This is a genomic window from Paraburkholderia sp. J7, from assembly GCF_905220155.1.
Classification (GTDB): Bacteria; Pseudomonadota; Gammaproteobacteria; order Burkholderiales; family Burkholderiaceae; genus Paraburkholderia.
Genome location: NZ_CAJMYZ010000033.1, coordinates 1 through 15464, shown reverse-complemented (window position 1 = coordinate 15464; position 15464 = coordinate 1). Strand labels below are relative to the sequence as shown.

16 protein-coding genes and 1 tRNA gene are annotated in these 15464 nt (G+C 63.6%); 10 read left to right on the top strand and 7 right to left on the bottom strand.

Annotated features, from left to right (window positions below; genetic code table 11):
• Positions 1-17 precede the first annotated feature (17 nt).
• A complete protein-coding gene (locus U5A58_RS36135; protein ID WP_321964952.1) occupies positions 18-1238 on the top strand; it encodes a CaiB/BaiF CoA-transferase family protein in 1221 nt (406 codons plus the stop codon).
• An 18-nt stretch (positions 1239-1256) separates the two neighbouring features.
• On the opposite strand, the gene U5A58_RS36130 is transcribed toward U5A58_RS36135, so the two are convergent.
• Complete coding sequence (locus U5A58_RS36130) at positions 1257-1817, bottom strand: RBBP9/YdeN family alpha/beta hydrolase (RefSeq protein ID WP_321964951.1); 561 nt, start codon at positions 1815-1817, stop codon at positions 1257-1259.
• Positions 1818-1967: 150 nt separating this feature from the next.
• Here U5A58_RS36130 and U5A58_RS36125 point away from each other — a divergent pair, with 150 nt between their 5' ends.
• Positions 1968-3686 carry a glutamine--tRNA ligase/YqeY domain fusion protein gene (locus U5A58_RS36125; RefSeq protein WP_321964950.1) on the top strand — a complete coding sequence of 573 codons (1719 nt, stop codon included), beginning with the start codon at positions 1968-1970 and terminating at the stop codon, positions 3684-3686.
• A gap of 82 nt (positions 3687-3768) precedes the next feature.
• Here the strand turns inward: U5A58_RS36125 and U5A58_RS36120 are convergent, their stop codons facing one another.
• Positions 3769-4218: an NUDIX hydrolase gene (locus U5A58_RS36120; protein ID WP_321964949.1), complete on the bottom strand. Its 450-nt coding sequence runs from the start codon at positions 4216-4218 to the stop codon at positions 3769-3771.
• Positions 4219-4225: 7 nt separating this feature from the next.
• The gene (locus tag U5A58_RS36115) at positions 4226-4624 is read right to left on the bottom strand and encodes an RT0821/Lpp0805 family surface protein (RefSeq protein ID WP_321909169.1); all 399 of its coding nucleotides are present in this window, start codon (positions 4622-4624) and stop codon (positions 4226-4228) included.
• Positions 4625-4808: 184 nt separating this feature from the next.
• Between U5A58_RS36115 and U5A58_RS36110 the strand changes: the two genes are divergently transcribed.
• Complete coding sequence (locus U5A58_RS36110) at positions 4809-5060, top strand: hypothetical protein (RefSeq protein WP_321964948.1); 252 nt, start codon at positions 4809-4811, stop codon at positions 5058-5060.
• 21 nt (positions 5061-5081) lie between these two features.
• On the opposite strand, the gene U5A58_RS36105 is transcribed toward U5A58_RS36110, so the two are convergent.
• Complete coding sequence (locus tag U5A58_RS36105) at positions 5082-6500, bottom strand: cytochrome-c peroxidase (protein ID WP_321964947.1); 1419 nt, start codon at positions 6498-6500, stop codon at positions 5082-5084.
• Between the two features lie 286 nt (positions 6501-6786).
• Between U5A58_RS36105 and U5A58_RS36100 the strand changes: the two genes are divergently transcribed.
• Positions 6787-8370, top strand: coding sequence for an acid phosphatase (locus tag U5A58_RS36100; RefSeq protein ID WP_321964946.1), 1584 nt, complete (start codon positions 6787-6789; stop codon positions 8368-8370).
• A gap of 112 nt (positions 8371-8482) precedes the next feature.
• Positions 8483-9043, top strand: a complete 561-nt coding sequence (locus U5A58_RS36095) for a PH domain-containing protein (RefSeq protein ID WP_321964945.1) — start codon at positions 8483-8485, stop codon at positions 9041-9043.
• Positions 9044-9126: 83 nt separating this feature from the next.
• Here U5A58_RS36095 and U5A58_RS36090 read toward each other — a convergent pair.
• Positions 9127-9203, bottom strand: a tRNA-Arg gene (locus U5A58_RS36090).
• A gap of 116 nt (positions 9204-9319) precedes the next feature.
• Positions 9320-10150, bottom strand: coding sequence for an undecaprenyl-diphosphate phosphatase (locus U5A58_RS36085; protein WP_321909176.1), 831 nt, complete (start codon positions 10148-10150; stop codon positions 9320-9322).
• A gap of 495 nt (positions 10151-10645) precedes the next feature.
• Here U5A58_RS36085 and U5A58_RS36080 point away from each other — a divergent pair, with 495 nt between their 5' ends.
• The 4 genes from U5A58_RS36080 (at position 10646) to U5A58_RS36065 (ending at position 14773) form a co-directional block, all read left to right on the top strand.
• Positions 10646-11560, top strand: coding sequence for an aldose epimerase (locus U5A58_RS36080; protein ID WP_321964944.1), 915 nt, complete (start codon positions 10646-10648; stop codon positions 11558-11560).
• A gap of 165 nt (positions 11561-11725) precedes the next feature.
• Positions 11726-12457: a peptidoglycan DD-metalloendopeptidase family protein gene (locus U5A58_RS36075; protein WP_321964943.1), complete on the top strand. Its 732-nt coding sequence runs from the start codon at positions 11726-11728 to the stop codon at positions 12455-12457.
• 658 nt (positions 12458-13115) lie between these two features.
• Positions 13116-13424, top strand: a complete 309-nt coding sequence (locus U5A58_RS36070) for a DUF2288 domain-containing protein (protein ID WP_321909182.1) — start codon at positions 13116-13118, stop codon at positions 13422-13424.
• Positions 13421-14773 carry an MATE family efflux transporter gene (locus U5A58_RS36065; RefSeq protein WP_321964942.1) on the top strand — a complete coding sequence of 451 codons (1353 nt, stop codon included), beginning with the start codon at positions 13421-13423 and terminating at the stop codon, positions 14771-14773. Before U5A58_RS36070 ends, U5A58_RS36065 begins: the two co-directional genes overlap by 4 nt.
• A gap of 25 nt (positions 14774-14798) precedes the next feature.
• Here U5A58_RS36065 and U5A58_RS36060 read toward each other — a convergent pair whose 3' ends face one another.
• Positions 14799-14969, bottom strand: coding sequence for a hypothetical protein (locus U5A58_RS36060; RefSeq protein WP_321964941.1), 171 nt, complete (start codon positions 14967-14969; stop codon positions 14799-14801).
• Positions 14970-15101: 132 nt separating this feature from the next.
• Here U5A58_RS36060 and U5A58_RS36055 point away from each other — a divergent pair, with 132 nt between their 5' ends.
• Entirely contained in the window at positions 15102-15275 is a 174-nt protein-coding gene (locus U5A58_RS36055; protein ID WP_321909188.1) for a hypothetical protein, read from the top strand.
• Positions 15276-15464 lie beyond the last annotated feature (189 nt).

Sequence of the window (15464 nt, the reverse complement as noted above, 5' to 3'; positions counted from 1 at the left end):
ACATTGGAAGACACAGCATGGGCGCTCTTAGCCATATCCGCGTACTCGATCTCACCCGCGTCCTCGCCGGACCGTGGTGCGCGCAGACCCTCGCCGATTTCGGCGCCGACGTGATCAAGGTCGAGCGCCCCGGCGCCGGCGACGACACGCGCCACTGGGGCCCTCCGTACCTGAAAACGCCCGACGGCGCGGACACCGCGGAAGCGGCCTATTACCTCGCCGCGAACCGCAACAAGCGCTCGGTGACGGTGGACATCGCCACGCCCGAGGGGCAGCGCATCGTGCGCGAGCTGGCCGCGCAAAGCGATGTCGTGCTGGAAAACTACAAGGCAGGCCAGTTGAAGAAATACGGGCTCGACTACGAGTCGCTGCGCGAAGTGAAGCCCGACCTCATCTACTGCTCGGTCACCGGCTTCGGCCAGACGGGGCCCTACGCCTCGCGCGCAGGCTACGACTTCATCGTGCAGGGCATGGGCGGCTTCATGAGCATTACCGGCGAGCGCGATGCGCTGCCGGGCGGCGGCCCGCAAAAGGCGGGCGTCGCGATCGCCGATCTCATGACCGGCATGTATTCGACCATTGCCGTGCTCACGGCGCTCGCCCACCGCGACCGCACGGGCGTGGGCCAGTACATCGACATGGCGCTGCTCGACGTGCAGGTCGCCATGCTCGCGAACATGAACTCGAACTACCTGGCAAGCGGCAATCCGCCTGCGCGCTGGGGCAACGCGCATCCGAACATCGTGCCCTATCAGGCATTCCAGACGAGCGACAGCTGGATCATTCTCGCGGTGGGCAACGACGGACAGTTCCGCAAGTTCGTCGAGGTGGCGGCCCAACCCGAGCTTGCCGACGACGAGCGCTTCGCAACCAATCCCGCGCGCGTGCGCCATCGCGACACGCTCGTGCCGATCGTCGCCGAGCTGATCCGCGCGCGCACGAAAGCCGACTGGATCGGCGCGCTCGAAGCCGCTGGCGTGCCGTGCGGGCCGATCAACAACCTCGCGGAAGTGTTCGATAACGAGCAGGTGATCGCGCGCGGGCTGCAGGTCGATGTGCCGCATCCTTCGGGCGGCACGGCGCGGCTCGTGGGCAACCCCATCCGCATGAGCGAGACCCCGCCGCGCGTGACGAGCCATCCGCCCACGCTCGGCGAGCATACCGATACGGTACTGCGCGAGGTGCTCGGCTACGGCGACGAGCAGGTAGCGGCGTTGCGCGGCAAGGGCGTGGTGTAACCACGACGCCCAGGGCGGCTAGCCGCGGTTCCCCGCCGACATCAGCCACGCGAGCCCCTGCGGCCAGTCGTCGAGCCCGCTTTCCGCGTTGATATGGCCGCGCGCGCCGATCTCGAACCAGAGGCTGCCCCACGCCTGCGCGCAGCGTTCGGAGAACGCCACGCCGCCATACGGATCGTCGCTGCTGGCGACCACGACGCTCGCAAACGGCAGCGCCGCCAGCGGCACCGGATCGAAGCCCCGTGCGTCGCGCGGAAATTCGGGACCGTGTGGATCGGGTAGCGCCACCAGCAGCGTGCCAGCCACCTTCGCGCGGGTCGCGGCGCTCGCGTGATGCGCGGCCCAGTGCGCCACGGTCAGGCAGCCCAGGCTGTGGGCGGCGAGGCGCACGCCAGCAGGCGCGCGTTGCACGGCGGCTTCGAGCGTCGTGCACCACGCCTCGCAGTCCGGGTGCATCCAGTCGGGCATCTGCACCCGTGTAAAGCCCGTGTGCGCGGCTTCCCAGCGCGTCTGCCAGTGCCCCGGCCCCGAATCCATATAGCCCGGCAGCACCAGCACAGACGTTTCACTCGTCGTCACGTTTTTTCCTCGCTTGTTGTGGTCCGCGCGACGATCCGGCACCGGGACTGGCACGGCGGGTCGCGTCAGGTAGAATGGAAGACACCATCGGGTGCCCGGTTACGCGCTTTTATCCTTTTGACGGGTGCCCTCGAACGACTCCCTTTTCGCATGAATACCGAACGTAAAGACGCCGACCGCACGGACGCGCCTGCGGCATCCAATTTCATCCGCAACATCATCGACGACGACAACCAGTCGGGCAAGTGGGCACAGCGCGTCGAAACGCGCTTCCCGCCGGAGCCGAACGGCTATCTGCACATCGGCCACGCGAAGAGCATCTGCCTGAACTTCGGCGTTGCGAAAAGCTACGGCGGCGTGTGCCACCTGCGCTTCGACGACACGAACCCGGAGAAGGAAGACGTCGAGTACGTCAACTCCATCATCGACGCTGTGGAGTGGCTTGGCTTCGAGTGGAAGAAGGACGACCAGGAATACCTCTTCTACGCGAGCGACTACTACGACAAGCTCTACGAGTTCGCCGAACTGCTGATCCAGCGCGGCAAGGCGTATGTGGACAGCCAGTCGCCGGAAGAGATGCGCGCGAACCGCGGCTCGGCCACCGAGGCCGGCAAGAACTCGCCGTTCCGCGAGCGCTCGGTCGAGGAAAACCTCGACCTGTTCCGCCGCATGAAGGCCGGTGAATTCGCCGAAGGCGCGCACGTGCTGCGCGCGAAGATCGACATGGCGTCGCCGAACTTCAACATGCGCGACCCGGTCATCTACCGCATCCGCTTCGCGCATCACTACCGCACCGGCGACAAGTGGTGCGTGTATCCGATGTACGACTACACGCACTGCATCTCGGACGCGCTGGAAAACATCACGCATTCGCTGTGCACGCTCGAGTTCGAAGATCATCGTCCGCTGTACGACTGGGTGCTCAGTGAACTGGCCGACGCTGGCGTGTTCACGCGCCCGCTGCCGCAGCAAATCGAGTTTTCGCGTCTGAACCTCACGTACGCGATCACGAGCAAGCGCAAGCTGCTGCAACTCGTGACCGAAAACCACGTGGACGGCTGGGACGACCCGCGCATGCCGACCATCGTCGGCGTGCGCCGCCGCGGCTTCACGCCTGAAGCCATCCAGCTCTTCTGCGAACGCATCGGCGTGACGAAGGTCGATTCGTGGATCGACATGAGCGTGTTCGAAGGCGCGCTGCGCGACGACCTCGACGACAAGGCGCCGCGTGCGACCGCCGTGCTCGATCCGCTCAAGCTCGTGATCGACAACTACCCCGAAGGCCAGTCCGAGGCATGTAGCGCGCCAGTGCATCCGCATCATCCGGAGCGCGGCAATCGCGCGTTCACGTTTTCGCGCGAACTGTGGATCGAGCGCGAGGACTTCCAGGAAACGCCGCCGAAGGGCTATTTCCGCCTGTTCCCGGGTAACAAGGTGCGGCTGAAGTACGGCTTCGTCGTTGAATGCACGGGCGCGGAGAAGGACGCCGACGGCAACATCATTGCCGTGCATTGCAACTACTTCCCCGACAGCAAATCGGGCACCGAAGGCGCGAGCAACTACAAGGTCAAGGGCACGATCCACTGGATCAGCGCCGACAACGCCGTGCCTGCCGAGGTGCGCCTCTATGACCGCCTGTTCCGCGAAGAGCAGCCCGATGCAGGCGGCCGCGACTTCCTCGAGGCGCTGAATCCGGACTCGAAACGCGTCGTTCAGGCTTTTGTCGAACCGGGCGCACGCGACGCCGCGCCCGAAGACCGATATCAGTTCGAACGCCATGGCTACTTCGTCGCCGACCGCTACGATTCGAAGCCGGGTGCGCCGGTGTTCAACCGCATCGTCGGTTTGCGCGACAGCTGGGGCAAGTAAGGCGCGCGCCCGCCAGCAAGCAAAAAGCCCGCACAGATTTGTGCGGGCTTTTTTCTTTTCGACAGCGGCTAGCGAGAACGCCCTAAAGTTTGCGGTGCAATTCCGCAAGCGAAAGCGTCGTGCTGAAAAGGCGCGCGAGACTGCGGCTCGCGTAGCGATCGACTTCGCCTGGCGGGGTCCAGCGCCAGGCGTCCATTTCCGGGATCATCACGCCGTCCTCCCTGCGCGGAAAGAGCGACACGCAAACGCAACGCGAAAGGTCGAGTTCTTCGGCGCTCGCGCGCGCAGCAAACAGATGCAGATCCTTGTCGCGCCGGTACAGATAGCGTCCAAGATCGACGAGCCGCGACGCCGCGACTTCGATGCCGGTCTCCTCGACCATCTCGCGGCGCGCGCTTTGCGATTCGGTCTCGCCGGGCTCGCCCTGCCCCTTCGGAATGTCCCAGTGATTCGTGCCGGTTGCGTGCGCGAGCAGCACACGGCCTTCAGGATCGAGCAGCACGATGCCGCACGAAACGATCTTGCCGTTCACCGCGCGCTCAGTGCTGCTTCTGGAAAACCCACGCGCCCTGGCCCGTGCGGCAGAAGTGCGGACGCAGCGTCATCGACTGGCCCTTCGCGTTGATGACGACCTCGGTGTCGCGGCAGGTCTTGTCACCTTCCTTTTGCGTATTCGACGGCGTGATGGTCGAGGTGATGCGCGTGCCATTACGCGAGCCTTCGTTCGACCACGCCGTGGCCTCGCCATCGGCCTTGTGCTCGACGGCATCGCGCACGGCGTTCTGCAGCGAGCTGTAGTCCGCCTGGTTCATGAACGACATGGGCGTGTTGTTCAGAAAACCCAGGTTGGCGGCATGTGCGTTGCCCATGCCGACCGTGACAAAGAGCGCCGCGCCCAAGGCGCTCAGCGTATGCAGGGTTCGGGGCATTCTCGACATTTTGTGTTCTCCTCGACTGACTGAGCGATTCGGCGAAAAGCATAACACGCGCCCTTTTTTCGGCTCACCCAGCGAGGCCGCGCTCGCGCCCGGTTTCTTTTCAGATTGATCTGATGGTGAGGGCTAGCACCGATCACTACGATGGGTCCGTCGCCCACTTACACCTCCATCAGGAATATCTGACATGACCTACGCCATCGCCCTAAGGGTCTTTGCGGTCCTGCTGGCCCTCATCTGCGTCGGCCTGATGTCGTTCGTCGCGCACTACACGCACGCGCCACAAACGCAATCACCTGGCCCGAACCTCGCAATACACCCTGAGCGCCCCGAGCACGCGCCGCGCTGGCCGGACGCCACGGTGCGCATCGGTACGCTCGCGTTGCTGGTCTCCTTCGTCGTGCTCACCGGCGCCTGTCTGCTGATCGCGGGCGTCTGACGCCGCGCGCTCAGTCCACGCTCAATGCGCCCCCGGCTGCCAGCCGTCGGTGAGCGTGTCGAGAAACGCGATCACGTCCTTGATTTCGGCGTTGCTGAATACTGGCGCGTCGCCCGGCTTGCGATCGAACGGCGGGTCCGTGTTGAGATTCACCCAGTAGCGGCGCGGTAAATCGTCGAACTTCTGCACGCGGCCCTTCACCACCGGATAGAACTCCTCCGGATTCGTATCGCGCCGCGCGTAGAAACGCAGCACGTCTTCCAGCGAGTGATAAATGCCGTTGTGGAAGAACGACTTCTTGAGCGCGACGTTGCGCAGCGTCGGCGTGCGAAAGAGCCCGCAAAATTCCGCACGATGATCGAGGTCCGTGCGTTCCGGGCCGCATGCACCCAGATCAAAAAACTTGCGGTCGTGATTCACGGCAAGCGCGCGGTTGCGCGGCACACCCACAGCGATCAGACCGAAGTCGCTGAATTGCGGAGGCGAGCCGTCCTTTGCCCGCTGGCTGAGATGGCAGCTCGCACAATTGCCCTTCTTCTCGTCGTTGAAGAGTTGCAGCCCGCGCAGCTCGGCGGCGCTGAGCGTGGCCTTGCCCGCGAGGTACGCGTCGTACTTGCTCGTGTACGGATAGAACACCTCGGGCGATTGCTCGAACGTCTCCAGTGACTTCAGCACGGCCTTGAAGGTTGCGTCGTCGTCAGCGAGGACGCGCGCGCCGAATGCCTCGCGAAACGCCTCAGCGTAAGGTGCCGCCCGCACGGCCTCGGCCACCTTCTTCGGCGAGCTCGCCATCTCGAACGTCGAGAGCAACGGAATGCGCGCCTGGTCCGAACCGCGATCGACGCGGCCGTCCCACGTGAGCCCGCCGGTCGGACCCGCATCGACGCTTTCATCGCCTTCGTCGTCGGAGTCGTGATAGTGCTCGGCGAACGCCGGCACCGCCTGCAGATACTTGAGCGTCGGCACGGCGCGCATGCCCTGGCGTCGCATGTCCGTGCCGCCGATCTGCACGTCGAGCGCGTTGCCCGGCGTGAACGCATGGTCCGGGCTGTGACACGACGCGCACGCCATCTTGCCCGAGCCCGAGAGCGACGGGTCGAAGAACATCTGTTTGCCGAGCACGGTCATGCGGCGCACTTGCGCGTAGACCTCGGCACGCGTCTGTCCACCTTGCGCGGGCGCGGCGATTTTCATCAGCTTCACGCCCTGTGCGGCGCGCGCGTTCGCATTGGCGTCTTGCGCACGCGAGGCGCTGCCAGATGCGCCTGTCGTTGCATCGGCGTTCGCGGAACCGGGCGTGTTGCCGTCGCACGCCATCAGCAGCGACGACAGCGCCGCCGCCATCACGAAGCGCCCCGCCTGGCGGCGCGCGCCGCCGCGCGATCGAGCGTGCGTCTCACTGTGTGTTCGCGCCGTACGACGCGCCAATCTACGCAACATGCCTGGTCCCCGAAGCTTGAGCGCGGCGCGCGTTTGCCGCCGCGCCGCTGCAGTGCGAATGCCGATGCGCTCACCCGCACATCGAAGTCGCGAAAGCGTATGTCAGGGATGTGACGCTCAAATGACATCCAGTAAGACAGATGTCATGTAATCAAAGGGCGCAAAAAAGCTAAATGTAATTTTTTACATATCGCTGTCAAAAACGATTGCGACACTGCGCCTCGCCCGAAGGCCGGTGTCATTCGCGCCGGCCTCCATGCGGGCCCCCAACGCGAGAGAGAAAAAAATGATCAACAGAGTGTGGTTCTATGCCACGCCGATCGCGGTAGCGGCGGCGACCCTGGCCGTCGCCGCTTGCGGCGGCAATGACAACAGCAAGCCCGGCCTTTCGTCGGTGAAGAACATCGTCGTGATCTACGCGGAAAACCGCAGCTTCGACAACCTGTATGGCAGCTTCCCGGGCGCCAATGGCCTGCAGAACCTGAGCGCGCAAAGCACGCAGCAGCTCGATCGCGACGGCTCCGTGCTCGCCACGCTGCCAACCGTCTGGAACGGTCTCACGCAAACGGGCGTCACGCCCGTGGTGACCGCGGCAATGACCGAGAACATGCCGAATGCGCCGTTCGCCATCGACGACGCGAAAGGCTACAACGTGCCGCTCTCGGTCACGACGCGCGACCTGTATCACCGCTTCTACGAGAACCAGATGCAGATCCACGGCGGCAAGAACGACATGTTCGCGGCGTACGCCGACTCCGGCGGTCTCGTGATGGGGCACTACACGACGAGCGCAGAAAAGCTGCCGCTCTGGAAGATCGCCCAGCAATACACGCTCGCCGACAACTTCTTCATGGGCGCGTTCGGCGGCTCGTTCCTGAATCACCAGTGGCTGATCTGCGCGTGCACGCCGTTCTACGCGAACGCGGACACGAACCCGGCCAAGCCGACAATCTCGGCCGTGGACGCCGACGGCGTTTCGCTCACGCTCGCGTCGAACTCGCCGAAGTCGGCGCTCGACGGCATTCCGAAGTTCGTGAAATCGGGCAATCTGACGCCGGACTTCTACGCGGTGAACACGATGCAGCCGCCGTATCAGCCGAGCGGCAACGCACCGGCTTCGGGCGGCGACACGAACCTGGCCGACCCGTCGAACGCCTCCACGATGCCTGCGCAAACGACGCAGAACATCGGCGACCTGCTTTCGAACGCGGGCGTGACGTGGGCGTGGTACGGCGGCGCGTGGGGCGCGGCCGTGAGCGCGGCGCAGAACAGCACCTCGGGCGTGATCTACGGTGCGAACATGACGGCGCCGAACTTCCAGCCGCACCATCAGCCGTTCAACTACTTCGCGAACTACGCGCCGGGCACCGACGCGCGCGCGAAGCACCTGCTCGACGGCGGCATGGACGGCACGGAGTTCATCAAGGCGATCGACGCAGGCGCGCTGCCGGCAGTGGCGTTCTACAAGCCGCAGGGCAACCTGAACGAGCACGCGGGCTACACGGACGTGACGAGCGGCGACCAGCATATTGCCGACGTCATCGCGCATCTGCAGAAGAGCCCGCAGTGGAACAACATGGTCGTGGTCGTCACCTACGACGAAAACGGCGGCTTCTGGGATCACGCTGCGCCGCCCAAGGGCGACCGCTGGGGTCCGGGCTCGCGCATTCCGGCGCTCATCATCTCGCCGTATGCGAAGAAGGGTTACGTCGACCACACGCAGTACGACACGACCTCGATCCTGCGCCTCATCACGCGGCGCTTCTCGCTGCCGACGCTGCCGGGGCTCGCGAACCGCGACGCCGCGCTCAAGAGCAACGGCGCCCAGCCGATGGGCGATCTGACCAACGCGCTCGACGTGAAGCTCTAAGCGCGAGACACCAACCGACCATCGATGACCGGATGTTGCTCATCCGGTTTGACGGGCAGCCCTCGGGCTGCCCTTTTTTATTGCGCCGGCGCCAGGCGCTGAGCCGCGACGTTTGACCACGGACCCTTCTGCGCGAGATGCACTACCTTACAAATTAATTACTGCACAAATCTTGACGGAGGTCATTGTGAAATACGTCGAATCGACTCTCCTGCCGGGCGAGAGGATCGTCTGCGAGGGACACCCCTGCTTCTGGGCGATGGGTCCGCGTATCACATTCAGCCTTTTGCTCATGGTTTGGGGCGTGCTCATCGGCACCATGGGCACGTCGCCGTTCGCTGCGGTGGGGTTTTTCGTCGCAGGTCTGGGACTGTTCGGCGCCTCGCTGCTCGCCTGGTGGACGACGGAATTCGCCGTGACAAATAAACGCGTGGTGGCGAAGTTCGGCGCGCTGCGTCGGCACACCGTGGAGTTGACGCTTGCGAAGATCGAAAGCGTGCGGGTCGAGCAAAGCCTGATTGGCCGGATATTTGACTACGGTTCGCTCGTTATTGGTGGTGGGGGCCTCATCGCGACGCCGATTCCCGGCATTTCGAATCCGCATGAGTTTCGCCGTATGGTGTTTCTCGCGCAAGCGGCCGAGGAGCCGGTGCCGTTGCGGCTCGTGGCGTGAGGGTATTGATTCCGCGTCGATTCGCGGTGTGTGAAAAAGCAAAAAGCCCGGCGGTGAAGGCCGGGCTTTTTGTTTGTTTGATCTGGCGCGACAGGAGGGGCTCGAACCCCCGACCCTCGGCTTAGAAGGCCGATGCTCTATCCAGCTGAGCTACTGTCGCGTGAACGTGCGCAAGGCCGCAAGCGGGCCGCACGAAGACGGGGCTGGATTATACCGCGATCGTCCCATGCGGTCGCGCCCTGCCCATCACGCCTGCGAAGGGCCTTCGCGCCAGGTTCAAACCGGCTGCTGATGGAGCGCAAACCAGCCAAGGCAGATCGCACCCGCGATCAGGCAATACGCACCGAACGATGCGAGGCGCCCCCGCCCCTCGAAATAGCTCATCAGGAACTTCACGCTCAGCCAGGCCGCGATACCCGTGAGCACGCCGCCAACGACCGCAGTCATCAGCTGATCTCGCGCGTGAAAGAGCTTCGGCAGTTCGAGCACGCCAGCCGCAAAGATGATCGGCGTGCCGAGCAGGAACGAGAACTCCGCAGCCTTTTCTGCCGTGAGGCCTGCCGCATTGCCAGCAATCATCGTGAGACCGCTGCGTGAAAAACCGGGAATGAGCGCGCCGATCTGCGCGAGGCCGACGAGAAACGCCTGGCGGAACGTGAGCTTCTCGGGCGGACGATGCGCACGCGCGCGCTGGAGACGATCGCCGAACCACAGCAACACGCCATTGACCATCAACGCGGCCGCGACAATGCGCAGATCGTGAAAGATGGCTTCGATGCGCTTTTCGAGCACGAGGCCCACGATGCCCGTCGGAATCGTCCCGATGATGAGCGCCCACATCATATGGCCGTCGTCGTTCTTGCGGCCGGCCAGCGAACTGAAGAAGCCGCTGATCAGCGCGACCCAGCGTTCACGGAAATACCAGAGGAGAGCGACTGCGGTTCCCAGATGCAATGCGACGAGGAACGGCAGCAATTGCGGTGCGTGCTTGTCGATGTGCATGCCAAACAGCGCGGGCACGAGCAGCGTGTGGCCAAGACTGCTCACGGGGAACAGTTCGGTGACGCCTTGCAACACGCTCAGGAAGAATAGAAACCAGAGACTCACGCGCGGATCCTCGTAATGATGGTGTAAGGGGCCGGACCGTTGCGGAGCCGGTGCGGCAAAGCGCACCGATTATGCCTGGGCCGTATTGCAGCGCCAAGCCTGGAGAGGGATTTGTCGGAAAAGTTACTGCGTCGCAACAAAGTTGGCTGCGAAGACACGGATTCTGGCGCGAACGCGCGTGTCGCGCTTGCGAGAACCGGATGAGGGGGACGGAACGTCGCGCGATCAGCGCGCCATCTTGTAGAAGAAATACGCGCTGCTGCCGACAAAGAGGCTGAACAGCGCCATGCTCATTGCCATTGCGAGGTCCATGGGGGGGTCTCCTGCGAAAATGCTCTGTGCGCCAGCGCACGGTCATGCGGATTATGCTGACTCTCGTCCTTGAACAATACCCACGCTTTCCCGACAAGGGTTTTCACGCATGAGAAAGCAGCGCAAAATCCGCCTGCCCGGCGCATGTGCGCCGCCCTCCTTCCACCCACTCCAGGCCCGCCCATGAACGCTCATCCAGAAAAGGACATCCTCACCCTCACCCGCGGTGCCTCGACGTTGCGTTTCGCACCGTGGGCCGGCGGCCGCTTGCTCTCGTGGCAAGTCGACGGCCGCCCGGTCATCGTGTGGCCGGAGAATGCAAACTGGGCCGAACCGGCACGCGTGCGCGGCGGCAATCCGCTGCTCTTCCCGTTCCTTGGGCGCCATCGTGTGGACGGCCAGATCGGCCGCTGGCGCGACGCCCAAGGCGTGGTTCGCGATCTGCCGATGCACGGCTTTGCGCGTGACCTGCCGTTCGCAGCGCTTGTCGACGACGATGGCCACGGCATGAAGATGACGCTCGTCGACTCGGATGCAACGCGCACGGGCTACCCGTTCGCGTTTCGCTTCGAAGCAGCCTACCGGCTGGCCGACGCGCATACGCTCGAAGTCACGCTCGCCGCGACCAATACCGGCGCGCAGCCGCTTCCCTGGTACGCGGGCCATCACTTCTATTTCGCCCTGCCGCACGGCCAACGCGCTCAAACGACGCTCGACTTGCCGCCTGCGCAGCGCCGTCATCAACTCGCGGACGGCTCGATCAGCGCGCCCGAGCCCGGCAAGGCGCATTACAGACTCGACGACGCCAGCATCATCGACCGTTTCCATGTGCTCGAACCCACGCCGCCCGCCACGCCGGTGCGCCTCGTCGCACCGGGACTCGGCCGCGCGGTGACGATCGATCTGAACCGGCCCGGCTCCCTCCCCTGGTACGCCGTGACGACGTGGACGGAAGCCGCGGACTCGGACTTCTACTGCGTCGAACCCTGGCTTGGTCTGCCCGACGCGATCCACAACGGGCTCGGCCTGCGCTGGCTCGCACCGGGTCAAACAGAGACGGCGACGCTGCGCATCGGCGTTGAAACGCTCGGTGGCTGATCGCGCCAGCTGGCCTCGTAGGGGACCGGCACGGGTATGGGCGCCGCCTCTTTCGTCAGTCATTCATCAGGCAAAACCCCAGTTGCTTTGGCAAAACCGCTAAAATCGGGCGTTTTGCCAGCGCGGCGGACTTCGGTCCGTCGAGGCAAGGTCATGCGAGGTTCAATGTTGGCACCAGGAATCAGACGGATTGCGTGTGCGGCGCTCGTTGCGTTGCTCGCGGCGTGCGGATCGGCTCCAGTCGGCCCCGGCTTTTACCGCGTCGAACGCGGCGACACCGTGTACAAGATCGCGCGCAGCAATCGCCAGTCCGTACAGAACATCGTGCGCTGGAACAATCTGTCGAATCCCGACGCCATCGAAGTCGGCCAGGTTCTGCGCGTGGAGCCGCCTGCCGGTACAGCGAGCGCCCGTACCGGTGGCGCGCCACGTAGTGCAGCGGCTGCGCCGCGCGAGAGCGCCAATGCTGCCGACACGGTATCTGCGCCGCCATCCGCGGAGTCGTCCGCACCGCCGACAGCGGCCGCGCCTTCGATTTCGCTCGTCTGGCCGACTAGCGGACAGGTCATCCGCGGCTTCGATGGCCGCAATTCGAAGGGCATCGACATCGTCAATGCGGCCGGCACGCCTATCGTCGCTGCCGCGCCCGGCACCGTGGTCTATGCAGGCAATGGACTGCGTGGCTACGGTAACTTGCTAATCATCAAGCACAGCGGCGATTACCTGACAGCCTATGCGCACAATCAGGCATTGTTCGTGAAGGAAGGTCAAAGCGTCACGCAAGGGCAAAAGATCGCGGAAATGGGCAACAGCGACAACGATCGCGTGATGCTGCATTTCGAGCTGCGATACCAGGGGCGCTCGATCGATCCAACACGACAACTCCCCGCGCGCTGACACAGGCCGTTGCTGCCAGCCGATCAATGGACGAAAAAAAAGCCCGGCATGGCGCCGGGCTAACGGGGGTTTGGCGCATATCGGCAAAGGACCGGTTTACCATGCGCCGAATCGCAATCTATCAACGGGCTTCCTGCGGCGCAATCACTTAATTAGCCCGAAAATGTGCTACGCCGCACGGATTATGTGTCGCATCACTTTTCAGCAACGAATGAGGACGCGGAATCAACTGTTTGGGTGCACCGAATCGCGCGCTTCAATGACACAAGACGACAAGTCGCCGAATGGCGCAAAGGCTTGCTGGACGGGCCATTCAGGCTGACGTCGATTGCGCTTTCGAGGGCTTTTCGCAAGCCCGAATCGGCGGTTTAAAGTACGGCACTTTGCGCATTTTCGAGGCAACTGGCTTTAGTGGGCGAGCGCACGTAACAGCGCATTTATTCGGCGTGCTGTACAAATTTGAAACATCAATTCGCAGCACGCTTAGATCAGATGTTTGACTGATTTAATGTTGCTTATTGTCTGTATTTTGGCGGCGAAAGCCTGGATATCGACAATTAATGTGATTAATACCGCCGCTTTGGCGTTCGCCATCCGGCCAGCGGCCGGCAGACGGACTATCGTTTATAGTATCGGCCGCAACGAATTCCCCACTACCATGACTATCGAAGACGCCAACCCCAGTTCGACGTACACCAAGCTGCTCGGCGAAACCGCCAAGATCGACTGGCAGGATCTCGAGCGCTTCTTTGCGCAAGGCAAGCTGTTGAGCGTAGCGCGCGACCTCGACCTCGTGAGCGTGGCCGAGGCCATTGCCAGCGACAATAGTGCGGTCGTCACGCAATGGCTGTCTTCGGGCCTCGTCGAACGCATGCAGGCGGAAACCGCAGCGGATTACGCGGCTCGCAAGCCCGAGTTGTGGGCGGTTGTCGTCTCGCCGTGGGTGTGCGTGCAGGAACGCGCTTGAGCGGCGCCGAGGCCCTGCCCGACCAGCGAGGTTGGCATCGGCGCGTGCTGACGCTCGCGTTTCCCATTGTCCTCGCCAATCTCACACAGCCTATCCTCGGTGCCGTCGATACGGCTGTGGCAGGTCACCTCGGCAGTGCGGCCGACCTTGGCGGCGTCGCACTGGGCGGCCTGTTCTTCAACTTCGTGTTTTGGGGCTTCGGCTTCCTGCGCATGGGGACGACCGGACTCGTCGCACAGGCCTACGGCGCGCGCGACCTCCCCGCCCTGCGCGCGAATGTCGTACGCGCCCTGCTCCTGGCATTCGCGATCGGCGCCGCGATCTTGCTGATTCAAGCTCCCTTGATCCGGTACACGCTCGCGGCCATTGGCGGCAGCATCGAGGTGCAACGCAACGCCGGGGTCTACTGCCTTGCGCGCATCGGCTCGGCGCCGTTCGCCCTGGCTAACTACGTCGTGCTCGGCTTTCTGCTCGGCACGCAGCGCGTGCGCATTGCGCTGCTTTCGCAGATCTTTATCAATCTCACGAACGTCGTCGCGGTGCTCGCCTATGTGTACGGGTTGCGATGGGGCATCGCCGGTATCGGCGCGGCAACAGCGACAGCGGATACGCTCGGTTTTGTCTTTGGGGCCTGCGTGCTGTGGAGCCTGCGTCCTCGCGGGCTCGCACCGCTTGCGCTGCAAACCGTGCTCGCCCCCGCGGCGCTCAAGCGCCTCGTCGCGATCAATCGCGACATCTTTTTGCGCACGCTCTGTCTATTGGGCTCGTTCGGGTGGTTCGCGCATCTGGGCGCGAAGCAAGGCGACGCGATCCTTGCCGCAAACGCGCTGCTGCTCAACTTCCAGACCTTCATGGCCTACGGCCTCGACGGGTTCGCGCATGCAGCCGAGGCGCTGGTTGGCGCGGCGATCGGAGCGGGAAATCGTCATGCGTTCCGGCAAGCCGTGAAGATCAACCTGTTCTGGGCAGCACTAGGCGCCGTTGGTTTTTCGCTAGTTTATTGGGTCTGTGGCCCGTGGATCATCGCTCAGCTCACCGATCAGCCGGCGGTGCGTGCCGCCGCCGAGGCATTCCTCCCATGGGCCGCGCTTTCACCGCTCATTTCCGTGTGGGGGTTTCTGCTGGACGGCGTATTCATCGGGGCCACTCGAACACGCGAACTCATGCAAGCCATGGCCGTGTCGATGGCTGTGTTTCTTCTTACGTCCTGGGCGCTGGTCGGGCCGCTCGGCAATCATGGATTGTGGATTGCCCTGCTTGTCTTCATGGCCGCGCGCGGCATGACGCTCTCGCCCTTGCTGCCGCGCATTAGCGGCGCAATCGGCCCTATGTCTGCGCAGTTACGCTGAGCGCGCTCGCGCCCGGCATTGGCGCTTATTGAGCAGGTGGCGGGTTGTCGATCATCATCGGCGGCCGATCGTCGGTCGGCACGCCGTGGTAGTCGGGCGGGTCCTGCGGCGGGGTGCCGTGGCGGTGATTCGTTGCGTTATCAGCGCATGCCGAAAGCAAAACGGCCACTGCAAGGGCCAGATAAACACGGGGCATCGCCTCAAATCCTTTCTGAATGATGATCCAATCAGCGCTCCTGAGAGGTTGCGAAGCGGCTGAACTCGCTATTTTTTCCGTTGCCACATTGTTCTAAGATGCGGACATGGCTGCAATCGACAGGAGGCTGCCATGGATGCCGAAACTATTGCGGGTCTGATCGGTCTTGGTGTGGGTCTGATCGTTCTGCTCGGGCTATCGATTTTCGAATCGCGCGCCTACCGGAAGGAGCACGACGGCGAAGGCATGATGCATCACTGGCTAGCCGAGCATCACGTGCTTGACAGGGTTCGCCGCAGGCACTGAACCCAGCGCCGGTAGCCCACGGCGCGCACATCGCCTGAATCTCGCCGCGGCCAGTCGAGCTGGCCGTGTGTCGGCTTTCGCTACGTCGTTTCGCGAACGGCAGACTCGCGCTTTCATTTCAACGCCAGCCCAAACGCCAGAACCCCGGCTCTCTTTCGGAGACACCGGGGTTCTGGACGTTACAGCGTA